Annotated in this window: 19 protein-coding genes; 7 read left to right on the plus strand and 12 right to left on the minus strand. The window is 36.2% G+C overall.

Features of this window, described 5'->3' with window-relative positions; genetic code table 11:
• Positions 1-3: 3 nt before the first annotated feature.
• From N2Z58_04295 to N2Z58_04305, 3 genes are read right to left on the minus strand one after another with little or no spacing between them, the layout of a single operon-like run.
• Positions 4-549: a CoA pyrophosphatase gene (locus N2Z58_04295; protein MCX7653880.1), complete on the minus strand. Its 546-nt coding sequence runs from the start codon at positions 547-549 to the stop codon at positions 4-6.
• A gap of 30 nt (positions 550-579) precedes the next feature.
• Positions 580-2,430, minus strand: coding sequence for a PQQ-like beta-propeller repeat protein (locus tag N2Z58_04300; GenBank protein MCX7653881.1), 1,851 nt, complete (start codon positions 2,428-2,430; stop codon positions 580-582).
• A gap of 23 nt (positions 2,431-2,453) precedes the next feature.
• A complete protein-coding gene (locus N2Z58_04305; GenBank protein MCX7653882.1) occupies positions 2,454-3,638 on the minus strand; it encodes a class I SAM-dependent rRNA methyltransferase in 1,185 nt (394 codons plus the stop codon).
• 299 nt (positions 3,639-3,937) lie between these two features.
• Between N2Z58_04305 and N2Z58_04310 the strand changes: the two genes are divergently transcribed.
• From N2Z58_04310 to N2Z58_04325, 4 genes are read left to right on the plus strand one after another with little or no spacing between them, the layout of a single operon-like run.
• Positions 3,938-4,264, plus strand: coding sequence for a (2Fe-2S)-binding protein (locus N2Z58_04310; GenBank protein MCX7653883.1), 327 nt, complete (start codon positions 3,938-3,940; stop codon positions 4,262-4,264).
• Positions 4,258-6,093, plus strand: coding sequence for an FAD-dependent oxidoreductase (locus N2Z58_04315; GenBank protein MCX7653884.1), 1,836 nt, complete (start codon positions 4,258-4,260; stop codon positions 6,091-6,093). The genes N2Z58_04310 and N2Z58_04315 overlap by 7 nt, the downstream gene beginning before the upstream one ends.
• A gap of 4 nt (positions 6,094-6,097) precedes the next feature.
• Positions 6,098-7,261, plus strand: a complete 1,164-nt coding sequence (locus N2Z58_04320) for an FAD-binding oxidoreductase (GenBank protein ID MCX7653885.1) — start codon at positions 6,098-6,100, stop codon at positions 7,259-7,261.
• Between the two features lie 43 nt (positions 7,262-7,304).
• The gene (locus N2Z58_04325) at positions 7,305-8,717 is read left to right on the plus strand and encodes a diguanylate cyclase (protein ID MCX7653886.1); all 1,413 of its coding nucleotides are present in this window, start codon (positions 7,305-7,307) and stop codon (positions 8,715-8,717) included.
• Here N2Z58_04325 and N2Z58_04330 read toward each other — a convergent pair.
• Positions 8,686-9,432: a ZIP family metal transporter gene (locus N2Z58_04330; protein ID MCX7653887.1), complete on the minus strand. Its 747-nt coding sequence runs from the start codon at positions 9,430-9,432 to the stop codon at positions 8,686-8,688. The genes N2Z58_04325 and N2Z58_04330 overlap by 32 nt on opposite strands.
• Before the next feature lie 83 nt (positions 9,433-9,515).
• Entirely contained in the window at positions 9,516-10,766 is a 1,251-nt protein-coding gene (locus N2Z58_04335) for an MFS transporter (GenBank protein ID MCX7653888.1), read from the minus strand.
• 153 nt (positions 10,767-10,919) lie between these two features.
• On the opposite strand from N2Z58_04335, the gene N2Z58_04340 reads away from it, so the two are divergent.
• Together N2Z58_04340 and N2Z58_04345 are read left to right on the plus strand one after the other, a co-directional pair.
• Positions 10,920-11,939 (plus strand): M42 family metallopeptidase, encoded by a 1,020-nt coding sequence (locus tag N2Z58_04340; protein MCX7653889.1) that lies wholly within the window; start codon positions 10,920-10,922, stop codon positions 11,937-11,939.
• Between the two features lie 11 nt (positions 11,940-11,950).
• Complete coding sequence (locus N2Z58_04345) at positions 11,951-12,685, plus strand: sulfite exporter TauE/SafE family protein (GenBank protein MCX7653890.1); 735 nt, start codon at positions 11,951-11,953, stop codon at positions 12,683-12,685.
• Positions 12,686-12,706: 21 nt separating this feature from the next.
• Here N2Z58_04345 and N2Z58_04350 read toward each other — a convergent pair whose 3' ends face one another.
• The 7 genes from N2Z58_04350 to ppdK all read right to left on the minus strand — a co-directional run bounded on the left by N2Z58_04350 (position 12,707) and on the right by ppdK (position 20,135).
• Complete coding sequence (locus N2Z58_04350; protein ID MCX7653891.1) at positions 12,707-13,144, minus strand: hypothetical protein; 438 nt, start codon at positions 13,142-13,144, stop codon at positions 12,707-12,709.
• A 34-nt stretch (positions 13,145-13,178) separates the two neighbouring features.
• The gene (pth, locus tag N2Z58_04355) at positions 13,179-13,715 is read right to left on the minus strand and encodes an aminoacyl-tRNA hydrolase (GenBank protein ID MCX7653892.1); all 537 of its coding nucleotides are present in this window, start codon (positions 13,713-13,715) and stop codon (positions 13,179-13,181) included.
• 63 nt (positions 13,716-13,778) lie between these two features.
• Entirely contained in the window at positions 13,779-14,441 is a 663-nt protein-coding gene (locus tag N2Z58_04360) for a 50S ribosomal protein L25 (GenBank protein MCX7653893.1), read from the minus strand.
• Positions 14,442-14,572: 131 nt separating this feature from the next.
• The gene (locus N2Z58_04365; protein ID MCX7653894.1) at positions 14,573-15,520 is read right to left on the minus strand and encodes a ribose-phosphate pyrophosphokinase; all 948 of its coding nucleotides are present in this window, start codon (positions 15,518-15,520) and stop codon (positions 14,573-14,575) included.
• A complete protein-coding gene (glmU, locus tag N2Z58_04370) occupies positions 15,501-16,859 on the minus strand; it encodes a bifunctional UDP-N-acetylglucosamine diphosphorylase/glucosamine-1-phosphate N-acetyltransferase GlmU (GenBank protein MCX7653895.1) in 1,359 nt (452 codons plus the stop codon). The genes N2Z58_04365 and glmU overlap by 20 nt, the downstream gene beginning before the upstream one ends.
• The gene (locus N2Z58_04375) at positions 16,856-17,302 is read right to left on the minus strand and encodes a hypothetical protein (GenBank protein ID MCX7653896.1); all 447 of its coding nucleotides are present in this window, start codon (positions 17,300-17,302) and stop codon (positions 16,856-16,858) included. Before N2Z58_04375 ends, glmU begins: the two co-directional genes overlap by 4 nt.
• 187 nt (positions 17,303-17,489) lie before the next feature.
• The gene (gene ppdK, locus N2Z58_04380; protein ID MCX7653897.1) at positions 17,490-20,135 is read right to left on the minus strand and encodes a pyruvate, phosphate dikinase; all 2,646 of its coding nucleotides are present in this window, start codon (positions 20,133-20,135) and stop codon (positions 17,490-17,492) included.
• Positions 20,136-20,346: 211 nt separating this feature from the next.
• Here ppdK and N2Z58_04385 point away from each other — a divergent pair, with 211 nt between their 5' ends.
• Positions 20,347-21,354, plus strand: coding sequence for an alpha/beta hydrolase (locus N2Z58_04385; protein ID MCX7653898.1), 1,008 nt, complete (start codon positions 20,347-20,349; stop codon positions 21,352-21,354).
• Positions 21,355-21,372: the final 18 nt, after the last annotated feature.

Here is a 21,372-nt window from a genome sequence, read left to right on the forward strand (position 1 = left end):
ATTCTATAACCCATTTTTCAATATCTCATACGTTCGCTTAGCAATCCGAGCAGTAATTCCCCATATTATGTAATCTTTCCATTTGTAAAATATAACTTCATAACGACCTTTTTTCCACGGATAATTTTTACCATTTGGTATCAAATCGTATGGAAAATCGTCTGGAGGTTGTAAAATAATATCAACTGTTGATTTTTTATAAGGCTCAGCAAAAAAATTTATTGGTACAGTGAAAACTTCTGATACCTCAAATTTGTTAATTCTAAAGTCCAAAGTGCCTATTTCCACTATATAGGAAAATACTACCGTGTTAAATGGAGTAACTATAGGTTCAATGTCAGATATTTTTCTCAAAACATCTACATTTATTTCCTCTTTAAGCTCTCTCACTGCTGCAACATACGGAGTTTCACCATTTTCTATCCGACCACCCGGGAACGATACCTCTAGCGGTTGAGGGACGTAAGGAGAGCGGACTTCAAAAATAAGCTTGTCTTGATAAACTGGTGCACAGACAGCATAGTAATTATACTCACCCAAAAATTTCACATTGTTACCTCCGCTTTGTATGGTCAAAGCCTATTTAACCGCAGAGTTCCAGTTAAACTGATTGGCGTATAAACTATTCCAAAAACCTGTAGGATTATCGTTTGTGTAATAACATCTGATCTCTCTGCCGAATACGTAAAGATACCCATTACTAAGTCCTATATATTTGCCTCCAGGTACAACATCTGTAAACAATGTTTTTCGTGTATCTTTGTCGATTACATAGAACCTTCCACTGTTCCCAATGGCATATACATAGTTTCTTCCAAGTACAGCATCGATCACTTGATCGTTTATCGTTACAAAAACATTTTTATTTTCTTTCACAACTTGAGTTTCTCGTTCAAGTGGTATGAATTGATAAGATACACCCAGCTCATCTATTAGTGTAAAGCCAAGTTCTTTTGTGATGTAATGATTTTCGTATAATATAGGGAGATTCTTGACTTTTCCAACAAAACCAACTGATGTTTTGTCTCGCCATAAATTCCCAAGACCATCTATCACGTAAATTTTTCCAGCAAGAGAAACGGATGGTGGTAGAACTGGATACGCTGCTGTTTTGTACGAGCTGACAATTCTTCCACTCTTTATTTCATCACGAATTACGTATACTGTTCCATTATCGGTAAGAACATACAAATTGTAACCATCCCATGAAGGACCCTGAGATATGTCACTATCGAGCTTAATTTTCCAGTTTAATGCTCCATTTTCATTGATTGCATAAACTGTGTCATCCCATGAAACCACGTAGATGTTATTACCAACAGTCACGTGACCAACAACTACAAATCCTGCTCTAAAGGTCCAATCGATTTTTCCACCAGATATGTTTATAACTGAACCTTTTAACAATGGGATATAAAGCTGTTCTCCCTTAATTGCTGGTTTACCAGAAATTTGGTCATTCAATATCACTTTCCAAACCATTTCAAAAAGCTTTGGAGTTCTCTGTATAGGTTTGCTTTCAACTGGTTTCACAATTGTTTGCTCTTCGGGAGCTTCTTGTTGGACCGATTGAGTCGGTTGCTGACTTTGTTGAGTGATATTCATAGATGTGTCAGTTTGAGATTGTTTGATTGGTTCTTGTGGAATATTGGTTTCTACTTTTGTTTCACTACCACCATTTGAAGGGTAAGGAACAAGAGACTTAACGTAGAATTTCAAGTCCTTCTGAAGCAATTCATCATTTACTATAATGTTACCTGAATAAAGATTTTCACCATCAGAAAAAAGTGGACCTTTATATGGGAAGGTTGTACTCAATCTTGACGGACCTTTGTATATGTATATCTTTGTTCCGTCACTAAATGCATGATACTCAGAAAAATATGCATAATCTTTGAATGGTGGGTATATTCTCTCAAGTTTTAAGTACTGTGGATTCGATATGTTAATTAATAGTGTTTGGGCACCAAATGCAGCAAGGTAATTACCACTTACTTTAAAGCTATTCACAATCGTGCTCATTGACCATACTATTTTTCCTTCGTAATAGCAAGTTACTTGTCCTTTTTCAATTCCTAAGACAAAACCATCCTTTACGTGAATATTTTGTATTGCTGAACTAATTGTAGCAACTACAGTTGCTGTACCATTCGAGATTTTATAAACCTTCGAAGAAGCCAAAACATAATTCGTACCAACCTTTTGAGCGTTTTTAATATCAATTTTTGTTTTACCATCTAACGTGTAAATACCATCTTGTAAGATATAATACACATTCTTCCCATCAAAAAGCAAATCAAGGAACGCACCATTTTTAAACTGATTGCCTGCCTCATCAACTATCGAATTATTAGTAAGTATTAATGCACCAGAAAACAATATATTAAACAAAGACAAAAGTTGCAATAAAATCAACATCTGCCTATTCATACTTTTTAAATCCTCCTTGAGAACTAAATTTTGTTAAGATAAACTATCTGCAAAATCAAGAATTTTAAGTATATAGTTTCCAAGATATTATAAACCTGGGGATGATCTAAAGATTGACCGCCTTTGTAAAGTAACTTCAACATCACTTTCGCGTCTATTCCTGCATCAATAATTACGTGTTCGAACTCTTCATAAGAGATCACTTGTGTGCACGATGCTGTTGCAAGTATGCCTTCATTCCTGAGAATTTTCATACTCCTGTAATTTATCTCCTTATATCCCTTGAATGCCGCTTCTTTATTTGATGAACTTTTTGCAAATGAAGGTGGATCTAAGACCACTATATCGTATAACTTTGAATCCTCAAACTCCTGTTTAAGAAAGTCAAAGGCGTTTGCAACTATAAAACTGCAATTATTGAAACCATTAATACTTGCTGTTTGTTTTGCTATTTCTATTGCACGTTCTGAGTAATCTACAAAAGTTACGTGTTTTGCCCCCCCCTTTAACATGTGCATGCCAAAGTTTCCCGTATAACAAAAGCAATCCAAGCATACCTTACCTGTAGAAAATTCCATCAATCTTTTTGCATTGTCTCTTTGATCAAGAAAAGCACCGGTCTTTTGCCCTTTTGTATCTGCCAAAAATTTTATATCGTTCATTTCAAAAGGTATCAATTCGGGACCTTCTTTGTAAATCCACCCTATGTTCTCATCAAGTCCTTCTTTTTTAATTGCACTTCCTTCTGTTCTTTCAAATATGCCCTTAGGTTCGAAAAATTTTATTAATACACTCAATATTTCCTGACGATACCTATTTATCCCGAGAGTGTTAAACTGTACTGATAAATAATCTCCGAATTTATCCACAATTAATCCAGGTATACCATCAGCTTCACTAAAAATAACCCTAAAAGCTCCCTGATGAGAAATAGCATACCTGTTTCTAATAGCACTTGCTATTTTTTGCTCGAAAAAATCATAATTGATATCCACAGGCTTTCTGCTAAGTAATCTAACAGTTATCTTTGATCTTGTATTGATATAACCAACACCGAGAAACTGATGGGCGTAAGTAAAAACATCGACTGTGTCACCATCTTCAAAAGCACCTTCCACTCTTTCAATTTCGTTGTCGTAAATCCAAGGATGCCCAGTTAATATTCTTCTTTTTATATCCTTTTTTAGAATCACTTTTGCCCTTTTCATTGCACCACCTCAAATAAAATTTTATCATACAGTAAGGAAATTACAAATACAAATCTTGGGTTTCCTTAGAATCATTGCTCATATCTAAGTCATCCGTGGTATTCGATTTTATGAAAATTCTAGTCTTGTGTAATAACGTTTCTTTACAAAAAACAATTAATATAAAGAAAAGAATTGGTTTTCAACTTAAAACAATTGTTCATTTCGCAAAACGAATAATTTCAGTATTTTGTGAGCCAACTTGCGACAAATATAATATTTAGTGTAGATAAACATATTCGTAAATTGGAGGGGGATAGATGGGTAAAGCTCTTAGAATATATCAACATCCTATAATTGAAGTAAGTATACCTGCAGAAAAGGAATATGTAAAGTTTCTTTTCGAAGGTAAAGTCATTCAAGCAACAGTTGACGATACTATCGCCAGTGCACTCATAGCAAATGGTTTTGATATATTTGGTTTAACAGAACATAACCATCCACGTGGCTTTTTTTGTGCTATTGGAAAATGCTCAGCTTGTTTGGTAGAAGTGGATGGTATTCCGAATATAAGAGCTTGCATTACCCCTGTTCGGGAAGGTATGAATGTTCGCATGCAAACCGGAAGGGGGAAACCTGTATGGTAGGAAAGGTAATAGACCATGTTAAAGTATTAGTTGTTGGCGCAGGTCCAGCAGGTTTGACAGGAGCACTTGCAATTGCTGAGACACTTGGTAAAGGTAGCGATGTTCTAATCGTGGATGAAGGAATAGAGCCAGGTGGTCAATTACCAAAACAAACTCACAAGTTTTTCGGACATGAAGGTTTTTTTGCCTCTGTAAGAGGATTTGAAATAGGTAAGAAGTTAGTAAAGAAAGTAATGGAATTAGGTGTGGATATGAGGTTACAGACCACAGTTACAGGAATTTATGAAGACGGAATCGTATTGTACGACAGATCTAAGAATATTGTTGAACATTTGCAAGCCGATTATATAGTACTTGCAACGGGAGCTACCGAAAGATTTATAGCATTTAAAAATAATACACTTCCAGGTGTGTATGGTGCGGGAGCTGTACAGACGTTAATGAACCAGTACAAAGTACTTCCTGGTCGTTCTTTTCTTATAGTTGGTGCTGGAAATATTGGACTTATTGTGGCTTACCAGCTTATACAAGCTGGTGCTAAAGTAAAAGCTATTGTAGAGGGATCTTCAAAAATCGGCGGGTATATGGTACATGCAAACAAAGTCAAAAGACTCGGTGTTCCAATTCTTTTAAACCACACTATAATAGAAGCTATCGGAGAAGAAAGAGTTGAAGGTGCGGTTGTTGCCCAAGTAGACAAAAACTTCAAACCGATATATGATACAGAAAAGCAATTTGTAGTGGATGCTATATGTCTTGCGGTAGGCTTACAACCTAACATCGACCTTGCTGCTCAAGCCGGAGTAAAAATAACATATGTTCCAGAACTCGGTGGTTATGTGCCATTTAGAGACGAGAATATGAAAACAAATATAGATAACATTTACATAGCTGGTGATTTATCAAGCATAGAAGAAGCTACGACAGCTATGATAGAAGGATATATAGCCGGTTATAATATAGCCCAAAAACTATCGGGAAAGGATGTAAGTGATAAAATAGAGAAGATGAAAAGAGAGCTTATAGAATTCAGAAAGGGACCTTTTTCTCAGAAAGTTAGAAGTGGATTAGAAAGATTTGGTATACATTTTCCATCTGGCGGATACAGAGAACAATTGCAAATTGATACCGGACCTAAAGGAAAGTTAAGAGCAATTATAGAGTGTCCGCAAGCTATTCCGTGTAATCCGTGCGAAACTTCTTGTCCAAGTGGCGCAATAGATGTTGGTGATAACATAAACGGTATTCCTCATATAGATTACAACAAATGTACAGGTTGTGGCATCTGTGTTATAAAATGTCCTGGACTTGCTATTTTTCTTGTTCAAGAAAAAGAAGATTATTCTTTAGTAGGTATACCTTATGAATTGCTTCCAATTCCAGAAAAGGGTCAACACGTTAACCTACTTGACAAAGAAGGAAAAATTGTTGGAAAAGGCATGGTTGAGAATATTATCTTAAACAAGAAAGATAAAACACACATTGTCTACTTACGCGTTCCGGCTGGGCTGGAAAATATTGTAAGGAGCTTCTCATTCATCGAGCATTTTAAAGAGTTCATATGCAGATGCGAAGAGATAACAAAAGATGATATTGAAAGACTTATCGAACTTGGCATTACAGATTACGAAGAAATGCGACGTATGTTAAGAATAGGTATGGGACCTTGTGGTGGAAAGACTTGCAGAAACTTAACACTACAAATCATCTCTGAAAAAACTGGTACACCAATTTCTGAGATCGAACTTGGTGCATTTCGTCCACCGACAACGCCGCTACCTTTTGAAGCAATATTAAATTACCACAACTTCAAAAATAAGAAGGAGTGAAAAAATGAGCAATATGAAAAATGAAGACAGAAAATACAAAATATGTATAATTGGTGGTGGAATAACAGGTACTGCATTGGCATATTTTCTTTGTAAATTAGGCGAAACATCAGTGGCCGTGTTTGAAAAATCCTACCTTTCATCTGGTTCAACAGGTCGGTGTGCCGGTGGGATTAGACAACAATGGTCTACGAGGGCAAATGTTAGACTTGCAATGAGGAGTGTTAAACTATTTGAACGTTTTAAAGAAGATGTTGGAGTGGATATAGAATATTACCAAGGTGGTTATCTTGTACTATCCTATAACGAAGAAGAGGCATCGCAATTTGAAAGAAACGTTAAAATGCAAAAAGAAGAAGGATTAAATGTTGAAATATTATCTGCAAAACAAGTAAAAGAACGTTATCCTTATATAAATACAGATAACTTGCTACTTGCAACTTTTTGCCAAACCGACGGACACGCCAATCCACACAAAGCGGTAATTGGTTATGCGCAAGCAGTAAAAAGGATGGGGGGACAGATCTATACTCATACAGAGGTTAAAGGTATTGATGTTCAAAACAATAGAGTTGTAGGTATTGAGACTTCAAATGGGTACTTTAAATGCGAAGCGGTTGTAAATGCTTCAGGACCTTGGTCAAAAGAAGTTTCAAATATGATTGGAGTAGACCTTCCTGTGGAAAGTTACAGACACCAGATTTTAGTCACAGAACCACTTGAAAATTTCTTCCCAATGATGGCTATAAGTTTCTCTGGAAATTTCTATATGCGTCAAACGCAACATGGGCAATTCATAATGGGTCAGGGAGACAAAGACGAAAAACCTGGAATTAATTACAACGTGACCTTCAAATTTGAACAAGAGCTTATTACAAAAATGGTAAAATTGTTTCCATTTTTAAAGCATGTTAGATTGATGAGACATTGGAGCGGTATGTACGAAATGTCACCGGACGCCCAACCAATAATAGGTCAAAGTGACAAGATAAAAGGCTATTACTATGCGGTTGGTTACTCTGGACATGGTTTTATGGTAGCGCCTGCTGTTGGTGAAGCACTTGCTGAGACAATACTGTTTGGCAAAACACTTCACACAGATATATCTTATCTCAACGTAAAAAGATTTGAACAACTCAGTATAGAAAGGGAAAAGAATGTTGTATAATTTTAGATAGAACGACGCAGTATTTGTACAGGGAGATGGAAAGTTGAAAAAGGTTTTGATAGTTGATGACAGCAGGTTTTGGAGACTTATACTTGAAAATCTGCTAACTAAAAATGGTTATAACGTCATTACGGCGGATAATGCAATGCAAGCTGTGGACCTGGCGTTAAAAGAGTACCCAGATGCAATCATTAGTGATTACAATATGCCTGGAGTATCAGGTCTGCAATTGTGCCTTTACATTCGTTCTGTATCTGCATTTCAAAATGCTGGAATAGCAATTTTGACTGGCTCTGACGATGTTATAAACGAATTCTGGGCACGAAATAGCGGAGCAAATAGATTCATATCTAAACTTCTCCCAAAAGAAGAATTAGAAAAAACGATTTTGGAATTCTTAAATCAAGACTTTCGTAGCGATAAAGCTTCAAAAAATGTTATGTTTAATAGTATTTACGATGTTTTGGAACAAAAAATGAGAATGGAAATACTAAACAGAGAAGTTTTATCCCTGGTTCAGTTTGCAAGAGATGAATACTATGTTGTGAAAGAGCTAAAAAACTTCTTTTCAAATTTTACTTCATTCGAATCATGTGCTTTTCTTATACTTTCACCCGTTGAAGGACGTATATACAATTTTGGAATCCAGCTGCAGAGAAATGTCCTTAAAGATAAATTATTGAAAATTTTAGAAAAGCCTTTAGAACCTTCAAATTGGTCGTTTTTTGGCACCTATGGTCTTGAGACAAGCCTGAATGACGTTTTTTATCATACTATAAAATACGATGGTAATGAAATAGGTGCTATAGCCCTTTATAAGATCTTGGAACCGCGTAATTTAGTTAAAGTTTTCAACGATGCAAAAGAAAGTATTAGCTTGTTATTCAACACATTAAATACATTCAGAGAGCTCAAAGTAGCTTCAACTGTTGATGGTTTAACAGGTTTGTTCAACAAAAAAGAACTTTTAAGATTCCTGGAGGAGACGCATTCTCTATTCAAAAAGAGTGATAAAACGTATTTTGTTGCAATGATAGACATAGATGACTTTAAAAAAATAAATGATACTTACGGACATTTAGTTGGTGATGAAACTTTAAGATTAGTAGGAAAAATCCTAAGGGAAATGGTTAGCGAAAAGGGAATAGCTGGAAGATATGGCGGCGAGGAGTTCACGGTGGTATTAACCAAGACCACTAAGGATGAGGTAGTAGATATAATTGAAAATATCCTTCAAAAGATAAGAACTACAGAATTCCCCTATGGTCGATGCACGGTTTCAGCGGGAGTTGTCAGTTCTAACGATTTCCAATCACCTACGGAAGTTTTAAAAGCAGCTGATGAGCTTTTATACATTGCTAAGAAATCAGGAAAAGACAAAGCTGTGTATATGCTCCTACCAAGCCAAGAAGAATTTGAATCAATTATCCAAGCAGAACATCGAGGGCAGACATGATAAAAAATCCAAATATAACAAAATATGTTGATAATCTTTCGTTGCCTCTCAAATGAGTTTCTGGGATAACTTCATCACTCACAACGAAAATCATTGCACCTGCTGCAAAAGCAAGCATATAAGGTAATAGTCCTTTACTGATTAGTATCAAACCTGCACCAAACATTCCACCTATCATCTCAACAACACCAGTTAAGAAAGTTACAAACAAAGAAAACCTTACCGAATATCCGGCATTAATCAAGGCAATCATTGTAGCTGCACCTTCAGGTATATTTTGAGCCCCAATAGCAATTGCCACACTCAAGGCCTCTGGAGTATAACCACTTATACCCACAGCCATACCTTCCGGAAAATTATGAATAGTAATGGCAATAACAAACAGCCAAATCTTTGCCACGCGTTTCGTATCAAATCCTTCGTGACCTTTTAGAAAATGCTCATGTGGTGAAAACTTGTCAATCAAATCTACCAAAATTGCTCCCAATATAAATCCTATCAAAAATCTCAAAACGCCCCCAATTTCAAGAGCCGGTAAAGTAAGACTAAACGAACTAGCAGCTAACATAATACCAGCTGCCATACCAAGAAGTGCATCTATTACCTTTTCTCCCAAATGCTTATGAATAGCCAACAAAGGCACAGCACCAAGTACGGTTGATAAACCAGCTAAAGTACTAAATATTACCCCTTTGAAAAAATCATTCAAAGACATTCTCTCCTCACTCCATAAACTCTACTAACGTGAACCTTAACTTGCTTTATTATTATACCATAAACAATCAGTTGAAATTAAACTTATTTAGTTGTTACCAAATTTGGGTCATAGGCTTCTTGTGGGGCGTTCACTATAAAAATAAGCACAACAAACAAAGTCAAAATGTTAACTGATAAGAAAAACCAAAGAGGTTGGATCTTATCTAATAAGTATCCATAAATCAGGGATGAAAGTGGTATCATACACGTTGCAAGAAACTCAAGTACAGAAAACACCCTCGAACGTAATTCGGAAGGTATTAAAATTTGCAAATTTGCATTAATGGGTATATTAACAAGCACATTAAAAAAACTAATTATTACCAAAGCCCCGGCAAACATCAGATAAATATTTAAAGTACTTAGACCAACCCACGGCATGATCACAAAGGAAAAAACAATGCTAAAAAGCGATTGTAACACAAGTCCAGTTGTTATAAGACCCTTAGAACTCACCTTTCTCAGAAATACGATTATAGAAATATTTCCAAGAAGCGCTCCAACAGTAGCAAACGTTTGTAAAGAACCAAATTGAGCAGCCGAAAATTTAAAAACAATCCTTGATAAATATGGAAAAACAACCATAAAAAGTGGACTTGCCAAAAAATTTAAAATAATTGCAAAGAAAAACAAAAATCTTAAACCCCTATTGTTCCAAACAAAAGCTATACCCTCCCCTATTTCGGAGAAAAATTTAAGCTTCTCACTATTTGGTGAAAACCTATATACAATAAACATCTCGGTAACCCCTGAGAAAATGTACAACACTCCAGTGAAAAGAATAACATTTTTAAACCCATACATTCCATAAATCAATCCGCCAAGCATAGGTCCTACTATGTTTCCCAGTCCGTGTGATGCAGAATTTAATGAAGTAGCTAATTTCATATGCTCCTTTCTTACCACATCTCCGAACATAGCTGCCGTAGGTGCACTGAATAACCCATCAAGGATCGACAATATTCCTATAAAAATCAATAAAACCGGTAAACTTAAAAACCCACGTTGCAATATTAACCACATAAGAAGCAGCAAAATACCTCGTAACTCATCAAGCCCCACCATCCACCACTTTCGATTCACTCTATCTCCAATAACTCCTCCAAAGGGTAACACTAACAACCTCGGGAGTATCTGAAAAACAGTTACAAATCCCATAATAGCTCCTGATTTTGTTAGATCCAGTATGTAAAGCGGCATAGCCACCATAAGTGCCGCGGCTCCAACAATCGATTCAAAACGACCACTTAACACTAAAGCAAGATTCCTCTTCTCATGCTTGTATATATCCATTAAAATACCCCCTTTTTATGTTTTGACAACAATATTGTATCATATGGCAAATATTTTTGTCAACAAGGCAAATATTTTTTACGAGAAAATATTTCGTATCACGAATGAATTTGTGGTATAATAAAATAGATGAAACTGAAGGGAGGAATGAACGTGGAATACACAAAAAGCAAGGATGCGATTATTCAAGAATTGATAAGTTTGTGTAAAGTACCAGGAGTTTCGGGCAGAGAGGAATTAGTAAGAGAGAAAATTATTTCTTTGATTGGAGACAAAAATTATGAAATAGATAATATAGGAAACTTGATTGCACGTAAGCAATCAGGAATAAAAAGTAAAAATGTTATACTGTTAGCCCACATGGATGAAATAGGCTTTTACATAACTGGATTAAGGGATGATGGAAAACTTGAGATAAGAAATGTTGGAGGAATTATCGAAGACAGTATACAAGGTTCATTTGTTCAGGTTATAACACAAAGTGGAGTTATAGACGGTGTTATTGGAACTGTCCCACCACACCTTAAGGCTGATGGTGTGACATTTGACAAGTGTATAGACGTGGGTGCAAAATCTAAAGACGAGCTTTTAAGTATGGGAATTTCTATTATGGATTATGCTGTTTTTAGAAAAGAGTATGCAATTTTAAATAACGATTTTCTTTCTGCAAGAAGTCTCGACGATAGATTTGGATGTTATACACTCATTGAAGTTATGAAAAGCGATAAATTAAGAGCAAACTGCACATTTGCCTGGACAGTGCAAGAAGAAGTAGGCTTAAAAGGAGCGAAAGCTCTGATAAACAGACTCTCCACTTTTGAAAATTCAATATATGATTTAGCTATTGCTGTGGATTCGTTCGCTTGTTGCAGTAAGCAAAATAAACATATAGAGCTTGGCAAAGGACCTGTAATAAGAGCATATGATAATAGTTCAATATCTGATATTGGGATTGTAAAATTACTTATAAAAATTGCCGATGAAAATGGTATTCCGATACAAATTGGAACAACTGGTGGTGGAAATGATGCAAGTGTTTTTACAGATTACGGTGTTCCTATGGTAGCCTTAAGTGTACCTATAAGATATTTACACTCCCAAGTAGAAATGTTAAATATAAAAGATGTCCTCAATCTCATAAAGTTGATTATTTTATTCCTCTCAAAATTTTGAGGTGGGTTACGATGTGGATGATGATACTACTGTTTATCGGCGGTTTCTTATCGGGAATAATAAATGTTTTGGCTGGTGGTGGCTCATTTTTGACATTACCATTGTTAAGTCTATATGGACTATCACCAAGTGTTGCAAACGCAACTAATAGAATAGCCATTTTGCTTCAAAACATTTCTGCTACAGGAAATTTCTTGAAAAATAGAATGTTGCAACCAAAGAATGCTTTGTTTCTTGGTATTCCAACGATAATCGGAGGGATCGTCGGCAGCTTAATTGTTCTTAAACTTCCTGAGAATTTCATAAAGCTTAGCTTAGGTGTTATATTTTTAGTAATGGCATACTTTGTAATTTTCTCGCCAAAAGTGTGGGAAGAAGGAAAAAGGGAAGTTAAAAGAAAAAAGACAGTTAGTTTTTTGGTTTTCTTTCTTATCGGTTTATACGGAGGATACATTCAAGCCGGTGTAGGCTTTTTCTTGATATATGCACTAACGATTTTAGAAGGATATAACTTAAAAAACGCAAACGCGATGAAGATTTTGTTGACGCTCCTATTTACAGTTTTCGCACTTGCAATATTTTCAGTAGGAAAGAAAATTGAATTCGTTCCAGGTATTGTAATGGGTTTAGGTTCTTTTGTGGGAGGATATTTCGGTTCGCATTTGAATATGAAAGTTAATATCAAGATAATACGCATTATCCTTGCTGCAATGATGGTTATCTCTGCACTGAGTTATTTAATATAGTACAAAAGATATTACCAAAGACTATTCTGATGTACCTTTTATATCATCCATCTTCTTCTTGATTTTCGAAGCTTTATGGTAATTTTCCTTTTTTACTGCCTTTCTTAACCTATGATTCAACAGTACAAGTTTTCTTTTTTTTATGTCTGTAATGATCTTCTTGTAAGAATTCGACTCTTGCCTAAAAATACTAAGTTGTATAGTGGTTGGCATAACTGAGTATATTTCTTCAAGAGATTGCTCAAAAACACCGTCTTTCACAGGTGCTTCTTCTACAAAATTCATATGACTTGCGACAGCTCTAACACCTACTTTAACATAATTCTTACTCTCATATTTTAACATCTCCACAAAACATCTTACACAGTAACTAATAGTTTTTGTTGCGCCATCTATGTAAACGTTTTGAATAATCCTTGCTTGTTTTCCACATTTAATACAAAAAGTATCTTTTTCCAAGATATCACCCTTTCGTTTTCAATAATTAACCTTATCACTTAGCTACCTGTAATGAGTTGTACTTACTCATAGCTTTGTCTATTCCTTCCTTAAGAATGAACTCAATTGCTTCTATACAGAGTTTAACAACATCGCTTAATACTATGAACTCTTCTTTTGAGAACGCAGATAAAACAAAATCAGCCGCATCAATATTATCTGGCTTGGGCCCAATACCTACTCTTATTCTTGGGAAATCTTTTCCTATGTAAGATATTATAGACTTTATACCGTTATGTCCTCCAGCACTTCCTTCCTTTCTTATTCTAATCTTTCCCAATGGTATATCCAAATCATCGTACACTACAATTATACCATCATGTGGCAGATATTTGAATACCTCTCCACTTAAATTCATATAAGTCATTGGTTTGATAAGTTTGACTTTTTCACCAGATATTTGAACATCGGAGTATAAGTAGTTTGGTCCTTTTTTCCAATTCTTACTTATTTTATCAAGTACCATAAATCCAACATTATGTCTTGTATTCTCATATTTTTCTCCAGGATTACCTAATCCAATTACAATCATGCTTTTACACCTCTCAAAAAAATCCCCCTTTCGGGGGATCTTATAGACTTTACGTTTTTACAATTATTTTTCTTCCTCTTCTTCTTTCTTACCTTTCTTCACAACTTCTGGCTCAGTAGTTGTCGTCGTAGCAGTTGTTGTCTCCACTTCAAGTCCTCTTGGAACAACTATAGTTATTAAAACATCTTCGTCATCCATATCAATCTCGACACCTTCTGGCAACACAACATCCTTAACTCTCAGCGTACTTCCCAAATCAAGGCTTGTTACATCTATTTTGATCACTTCAGGTACCTTATCCGGCAAAGCTTTAACAGGTACTTCGTGGTGAATAACTTCCAATATACCACCTTTTTCAACACCGATTGCTTTACCAACAACTTCAACTGGAACATTTATCTTCATCTTATGGTGTGCTTCTGGTATGTAGAAATCAACGTGTTTAAGTTCGTCTGTAATCTTATCGTACTGTACCATCTTTATGAATGCTAAATGTTCGAAGGCTTTCTTACCATTTTCATCTACCACAACGAGTGTGAGTGGTGTGGATTCTGTTATGTGTTTGAATATCTTTAAAAAATCCGCCTTGCTTAGTACCAAACTGAGTGGCTTTTCAATACCGGGCCCATAAGCAACCGCAGGAATAGCGCCTTGCGTCCTCAGCCTTCGAACGGCGCGCTTGTTTCCTACAATGGACCTTATCTGCGCACTGACAACATGTTCCATACTTCTTCCTCCTTCTCTTTTTATTTTAAAGGTTTATTATTATTATCACTTCAAAATACAAAAATGAGATTCCAGACTCAAAATCACGGAACCCGGTTTTTGAAATCTAAAGAATATATTCTGAGCGTATATTACTTAAATAGTATACTCACAGAAAGATTTTTTCTTACTCTAATTATCGCTTCTCCTAGTAACGGAGCAACAGACACCACCTTAAATTTTTGTGGTAGACTCTGATGATATATTGTATCACTAATATAAATCTTTTCAATACTCGAATTCTCTATTCTTTCAGGTGCACCTGATGAGAGCACAGGATGTGTTATACATGCAACTACTTTCTTGGCTCCGGCGCTTTTAATAGCATTTGCACCCTCAACTAAGGATCGAGCAGTATCAACTATATCATCAACTATTATAGCAGTTTTATCTTTCACATCACCAATTATATTCAGTATTTCAGCAACATTATCTTTTGGTCTTCGTTTATCAAGTATAGCAAGTGGTAGACCCACCTTTTCCGCAATCTGTCTTGCGCGCTTCACCCCACCTACATCCGGTGAAACTATCACAGTATCATCTTGGATTAGTCCATCTTTCTTCAGCTCTTCAAGGAAGACAGGAAAACTCCACAGGTTATCAACTGGTATATCGAAAAATCCTTGCACCTGTTCAGCATGCAAATCCACAGTCATTACCCTTGTTGCACCAGCCACTGTGAGCAAGTTCGCGATCAATTTTGCTGTAATAGGATCTCTACCTTTTGCTTTCCTATCTTGCCTTGCGTATCCATAATATGGAATAACGACAGCAACACTATTTGCAGAAGCTCTTTTAAATGCATCTATCATTATAAGAAGTTCCATTAAATTCTCATTTACAGGAGGACATGTTGGTTGTATAACAAATACATCATGTCCTCTAACTGTTTCTTCAATGCGGACGTTAATCTCACCATCTGCGAATCTTCCAACAGTTATGTCTCCAAGTCGCATTCCTATATAACTTGCAACCTTTTCCGCTAAAACTCTATTAGCATTTCCTGTGAAAATCTTCATCTCATTCCTTGTTATCTGCATTCTCCATTTCCTCCCTTTTTTTCTTTGCCCACCCTTCTTTAATTACCTGCCTTGCCCTACCAAGCGCAAGTGCATCGTCAGGCACGTCTTCGGTGATTACAGAACCAGCACCTGTAATTGCACCTTTGCCAATTTTTACAGGTGCTACAAGAGAAGAGTTACTTCCAATAAATGCTCCATCACCTATATATGTTTTATGTTTTCTGTAACCATCGTAGTTACATGTAATTGTACCCGCACCAACATTTACATTCTCACCAACTGTTGCGTCCCCAAGGTATGTAAGATGTTGCGCTTTCGAATTCTTGCCGATAGTTGCCTTTTTTGTCTCGACAAAGTTCCCTATCTTAACTTTTTCCTTTAACCAGGTTCCCTCCCTTAACCTTGCAAATGGACCGATAGAAACCTCACTTTCAATTATACTTTTTTCAATTTCAGATCTTATGATCTTCACATTGTTACCTATTACTGAATCCACAACGTGAGTATAAGGACCGATTTCACAATCTTGTCCGATCTTTGTTTTTCCTTCTATTATGGTAAATGGATGAACGACTGTATCCATCTCAATTTCAACATCTGGACCGATGAATGTGGAAGATGGATCAACTATAGTTACCCCGGAGAGCATAAGTGCTCTCAAGATTCTTTGACGGGCTATAGATTCAAGTTCGGCAAGCTGAACACGATCATTTACACCGCTTACCTCAAGAACATCTTCTAAAAGTACCGTAGAAACTTTATCAGCTATTCCAACAAGGTCTGTTAGATAATATTCACCTTGTGCATTGTTGTTTTTTAAACTATCAATATTTTCATGCAAAAATTTTCCAGAGAAAATATATATACCGCTGTTAACTTCCTTTATTTGTTTTTCTTCATGCGATGCATCTTTGTCTTCTACAATTCTTATTTTTCCATCATTCCTCACGATTCTACCATACCCCGTTGGATTTTCTGTAACAAATGTTAATACAGTCACCTGATTACCTTTTTCGCTATGTTCTTTTCTGAGCTTCTCAACGGTCTCTTTTCTTAAAAGTGGTACATCACCATAAAGCACCAGTAACTCATCATCAATACTGATGAACTCTCTTGCACACATAACCGCATGTCCAGTGCCAAGTTGAGGTTCTTGAAGATAAATTTTAACATCATGAGGCAGAAAATTCTTAACAATTTCTGCTTTGTGACCAATTACGACACCTACTTCTCCGAAATTTTTGGCAAGGTCTATAACCCAGTTTATCATTGGTTTCCCAAGAATTTTGTGGATTACCTTTGGATATTTTGACTTCATTCTTTTCCCAAGGCCGGCTGCCAAAATTAACACTTTCATTTCTCTTCGCCCCCGCTGAAGGTTTTATTTTCACTCGATAACTTTTTTTGTAAGCTGTATTCCCTTAAAACAACTGGAATAAGAATAAGTCCGAAGAAATATCCCACTTTTCCGAATTTAATTGAGCTTATCAAACTTATTCCTATTCCAGTTAAGAAAAACATGGGAATAACGTAGTACCACTTTTTAAAAATATCATAAACTACAGATAAAAACGCACCGTAAATAACAAAATTTAGTCCGTCTTGACTGTAAGATCTGAACTTTCCGAAGAGAGCTATCGCACTGATCAATATTAAGTTAAGTGCGGTAAAAGTTTCTGCTTTGCTTTCTTTTCTAAAAAGGTAATACAGTCCTATGGTGATTATAAAAAAATACATATAATTATCAGTTAGAAAAAAAGCAAGGATTGCTGCTACAACGCTAAGTACAAATGTGAACATACAAATCACCTCACACATGAAAACTGATTGCACGTAGATTACCAAATACTTAAACATAGACAATACTATTAGAAATCGAGAAGTATCAGCAATTTTAGCTCCTTATCACCTTTGACTTTTGAGATTTAAAATCTCAACTTACTATAATATAAGGGGCGCAAAAGCGCCCCTGTGTAGAGATGAAAAATTAGCTTCTGTATTTAATACTTGCTTGTGCAGCAGCAAGTCTTGCAACTGGAATTCTGTATGGTGAAGCACTCACATAATCGAGCTTTGTCTGGGCAAAGAACATTATTGATTTTGGATCTCCACCATGTTCTCCACAAACTCCACATTTAAGATTTGGTTTGACAGATTTACCCTTTTCTGTTGCCAACTTAACAAGTTGTCCAACACCTTCTGTATCTATGTGTTTGAACGGATCGTCTTCAAGTATACCTTTCTCAAGGTACTCCGGCAGGAATTTACCAACATCGTCACGGCTAAATCCAAACGTCATTTGTGTAAGATCGTTAGTACCAAAGCTGAAGAAATCTGCCTCTTGCGCAATTTGATCAGCTGTAACAGCAGCCCTTGGTACCTCAATCATTGTACCAACAAGGTATTTAAGGTCCACACCGTGTTCTTTAAGGAGTGCATCTGCTGTCTCAATTACCACTTTCTTTATATAATTCAATTCGTTAACATGTCCTACGAGTGGAATCATTATTTCTGGTACAACTTCTATTCCTTCTTCTTTCTTAAGTTCTATAGCTGCAAGTATTATAGCTTTTGTTTGCATCACAGCAATTTCTGGATATGTAATAACAAGTCTCACGCCTCTGTGCCCAAGCATTGGATTAAGTTCATGGAGTTGTTCGACGACTTTTTTAAGTTCATCAACAGTTGTCCCTATCTGTTGAGCAACTTCTAACATCTGATCTTCCTCTTGAGGTAAGAATTCATGAAGTGGTGGATCTATAAGTCTTATTGTAACTGGATAACCTTTCATTTCCCTGAACAATCCTTTGAAATCTTCTTTTTGGAGTGGCAACAATTCCGCAAGAGCTGCTTCTCTTTCTTCAACTGTCCTGGCAACAATCATTCTTCTGACTTTTGGAATTCTATCTTTTTCAAAGAACATGTGCTCTGTTCTGCAGAGTCCTATACCTTCTGCTCCAAACTCTCTTGCCACTTTTGCATCTCTTGGAACATCAGCGTTTGCTCTGACACCAAGTTTTCTAAACTCGTCAGCCCAAGCTAAAAGTTCGGCAACTGGTCCTTCAAGTCCTCTTGGTTTAACTGTAGTTATTTTACCAAGGAAAACCTCACCAGTTGTACCGTCTATAGACAGCCATTCGCCTTCTTTTACAATAATATCTCCAACTTTGAGATATCCTTCTTCTTCATTCACAAATATGCTTTCTGCACCGACTACTGCTGGTTTACCAAGTCCTCTTGCAACAACTGCTGCGTGCGATGTCATCCCACCACGTGCTGTAAGTATACCTTCTGCAGCATTCATACCGCCAACATCTTCCGGACTTGTTTCAGGTCTGGCAAGCAAGACTTTTTCACCAGCTTCCGCTGCTTTTTCTGCCTTGTGAGCATCAAAATATACTTTACCAGTTGCTGCACCTGGTGAAGCAGGTAATCCTCTAGCGATAATCTTCGCATTCTTCCTTTCATTTTCATCGAATTTTGGATGTAAAACCCTTTCAATATCGCTTGGTTGCACCCTAAGCACTGCTGTTTTCTTATCGATAAGTCCTTCGTGAACCATATCAACAGCAATTCTAATTGCTGCTTGGCTTGTTCTTTTTGCGTTCCTTGTTTGTAAAATGTAAAGCTTGTTCTTTTCCACCGTGAATTCGATATCCTGCATATCTTTGAAGTAAGCTTCTAATCTATCCATTATGCTGATTAGTTCTTCGTAAGCTTGTGGCATCATTTCCTTCATCTTTTCAAGTGGATAAGGGGTTCGTATACCAGCAACAACATCCTCACCTTGCGCATTTGGTAAAAATTCTCCATAGTGAACTTTTTCTCCTGTGTTTGGATCTCTTGTGAAACAGACACCTGTACCACTGTCATCGCCCATGTTACCAAAAACCATAGCTACAATGTTTACTGCAGTACCGAGCAATTGTCCTTCCTTTATGCCATGGATTTCCCTGTACTTGATTGCCCTATCACTCATCCACGACCAAATGACTGCCTCTATAGCAGCCCAAAGTTGCTTGTACACATCTTGTGGAAATTCCTTGTCGTATTTTTTGTAAATTTCTTTGTAAATTTCAACAAGTTTTTTGAGATCATCAGCATCAAGTTCGGTATCAAGTTTCACACCTTTTTTGGCTTTCATTTCAGAAAGCGCATTTTCAAAATCCGCATGGGGGATTCCAAGGGCTGTGTCACCGAACATTTGAAGGAACCTTCTGTAAGAGTCGTAAGCAAATCTTTCGTTGTTTGTCATTTCAACAAGACCCTTAACAGTTTCATCGTTAAGTCCAAGGTTAAGAATCGTATCCATCATACCAGGCATAGAGATAGCTGCACCAGATCTAACGGAAACAAGTAGCGGTTTCTTTGGATCTCCAAAGCCTTTTCCTGTTACTGCCTCAAGTTCTTTCATTGCCTTATCAACTTGTTCTTTCAACTCAGTTGGATAAGTTCTGTTGTTGTCATAATAATACTTACAAACTTCTGCTGATATAGTAAAGCCGGGAGGCACCGGTACACCTGCATTTGTCATTTCTGCAAGATTTGCACCTTTACCACCAAGAATATCCTTCATCTGGGCGGTACCTTCTGCCTTTCCATTAGCAAAGAAATAAACCCACTTTTTACTCATTTTCACACCTCCACATAAAAAATTCTGAAAAAGGTCCTGTTTAATTTTATCATACTTCTTATTGCTCTCGTATACACTATGTGATAAATTGTTTTTTTCTTTTTTGTTAATTCCAGAAAAAACTCGCCTGAAGCGCGCTTATAATTGTATTATAATTGTATAATTTAAAATGAAACGTGTTTTAACTAATCTGAAAAAAGTGAGGTGTGTGATGTTGATACTAAATAACACTGTATTTAAAACTATTCTGTTTAGTATTATATCATTCTTCTTGCTGAGTTACTATAACTCTTTCAAAATTGTAGACAAACTCAGAAAAGATGCGAAATTTGTTAAAGTAAGTGGTATAGACATAGCTTACAGAGAATTTGGGAAGGAAAATACACATTCTGGTACAGTTGTTTTTCTCCATGGCTTTACTGGCTCCTCTGCTGATTGGGGCTACATAATAGGTAGCGTTTCTAAAAATTACCATTGTATAGCTATAGATATTCCTCCGTTCGGACTCTCAGGAAAGTCAAAAGAGTTCGACTACTCAGATAGAAATATTGTAGATGCGCTAATTGAGACCTTAAATAAGCTAAAAATAGAAAAATTCACACTCGTTGGACATTCGATGGGAGGATATCTATCTATCCTTATCTCAAATAGGATCCCGGAAAAAATAAATAGTCTTATCCTAGTAGACAGTGCATTTAACTATCCCATAGAAAGTCAGACTGATGCAATTAACTTGCAAATATCACAGCCAACTAATCGTACAATTTTCTTAGATTCTCCTATTGAGTTTTCAATTTTACTTGATATTGGACTGAAAATATACCCACTCTTGAAGTATGTATACACTTCGGTAGTTGGTGAAGCAAACGTCCTACAAACTAAACATTTTGACCTTCTATTTTCACAAAATTTCTTCTTACCCGGTGAAATCCTTGTTAAATTCTCTATCGATAAGTTGAATCAAAAAATTGAAACAGTTGACTTCTCTAAATTCTTATTTCCTACGTTAATCATTTACGGTGAAAACGATAACGTTACTCCCCCTAAAATAGGTGAATTCTTCCACAGTGTATTACCAAACTCGCAGTTCGTTTTGTTACCTAACGAAGGACATATGCCGTTATTCAACGAAACTATTGTGGAGAAAATAATGCAATTTTTGGAAAAAAATAAAAATTGTCGGGAGTTCCCCGACAACCATATAAAACCAATGTTTTAAATCAGATTTCAGAGAGGA

It is taken from the genome of Fervidobacterium sp., from assembly GCA_026419195.1.
Lineage (GTDB): Bacteria > Thermotogota > Thermotogae > Thermotogales > Fervidobacteriaceae > Fervidobacterium.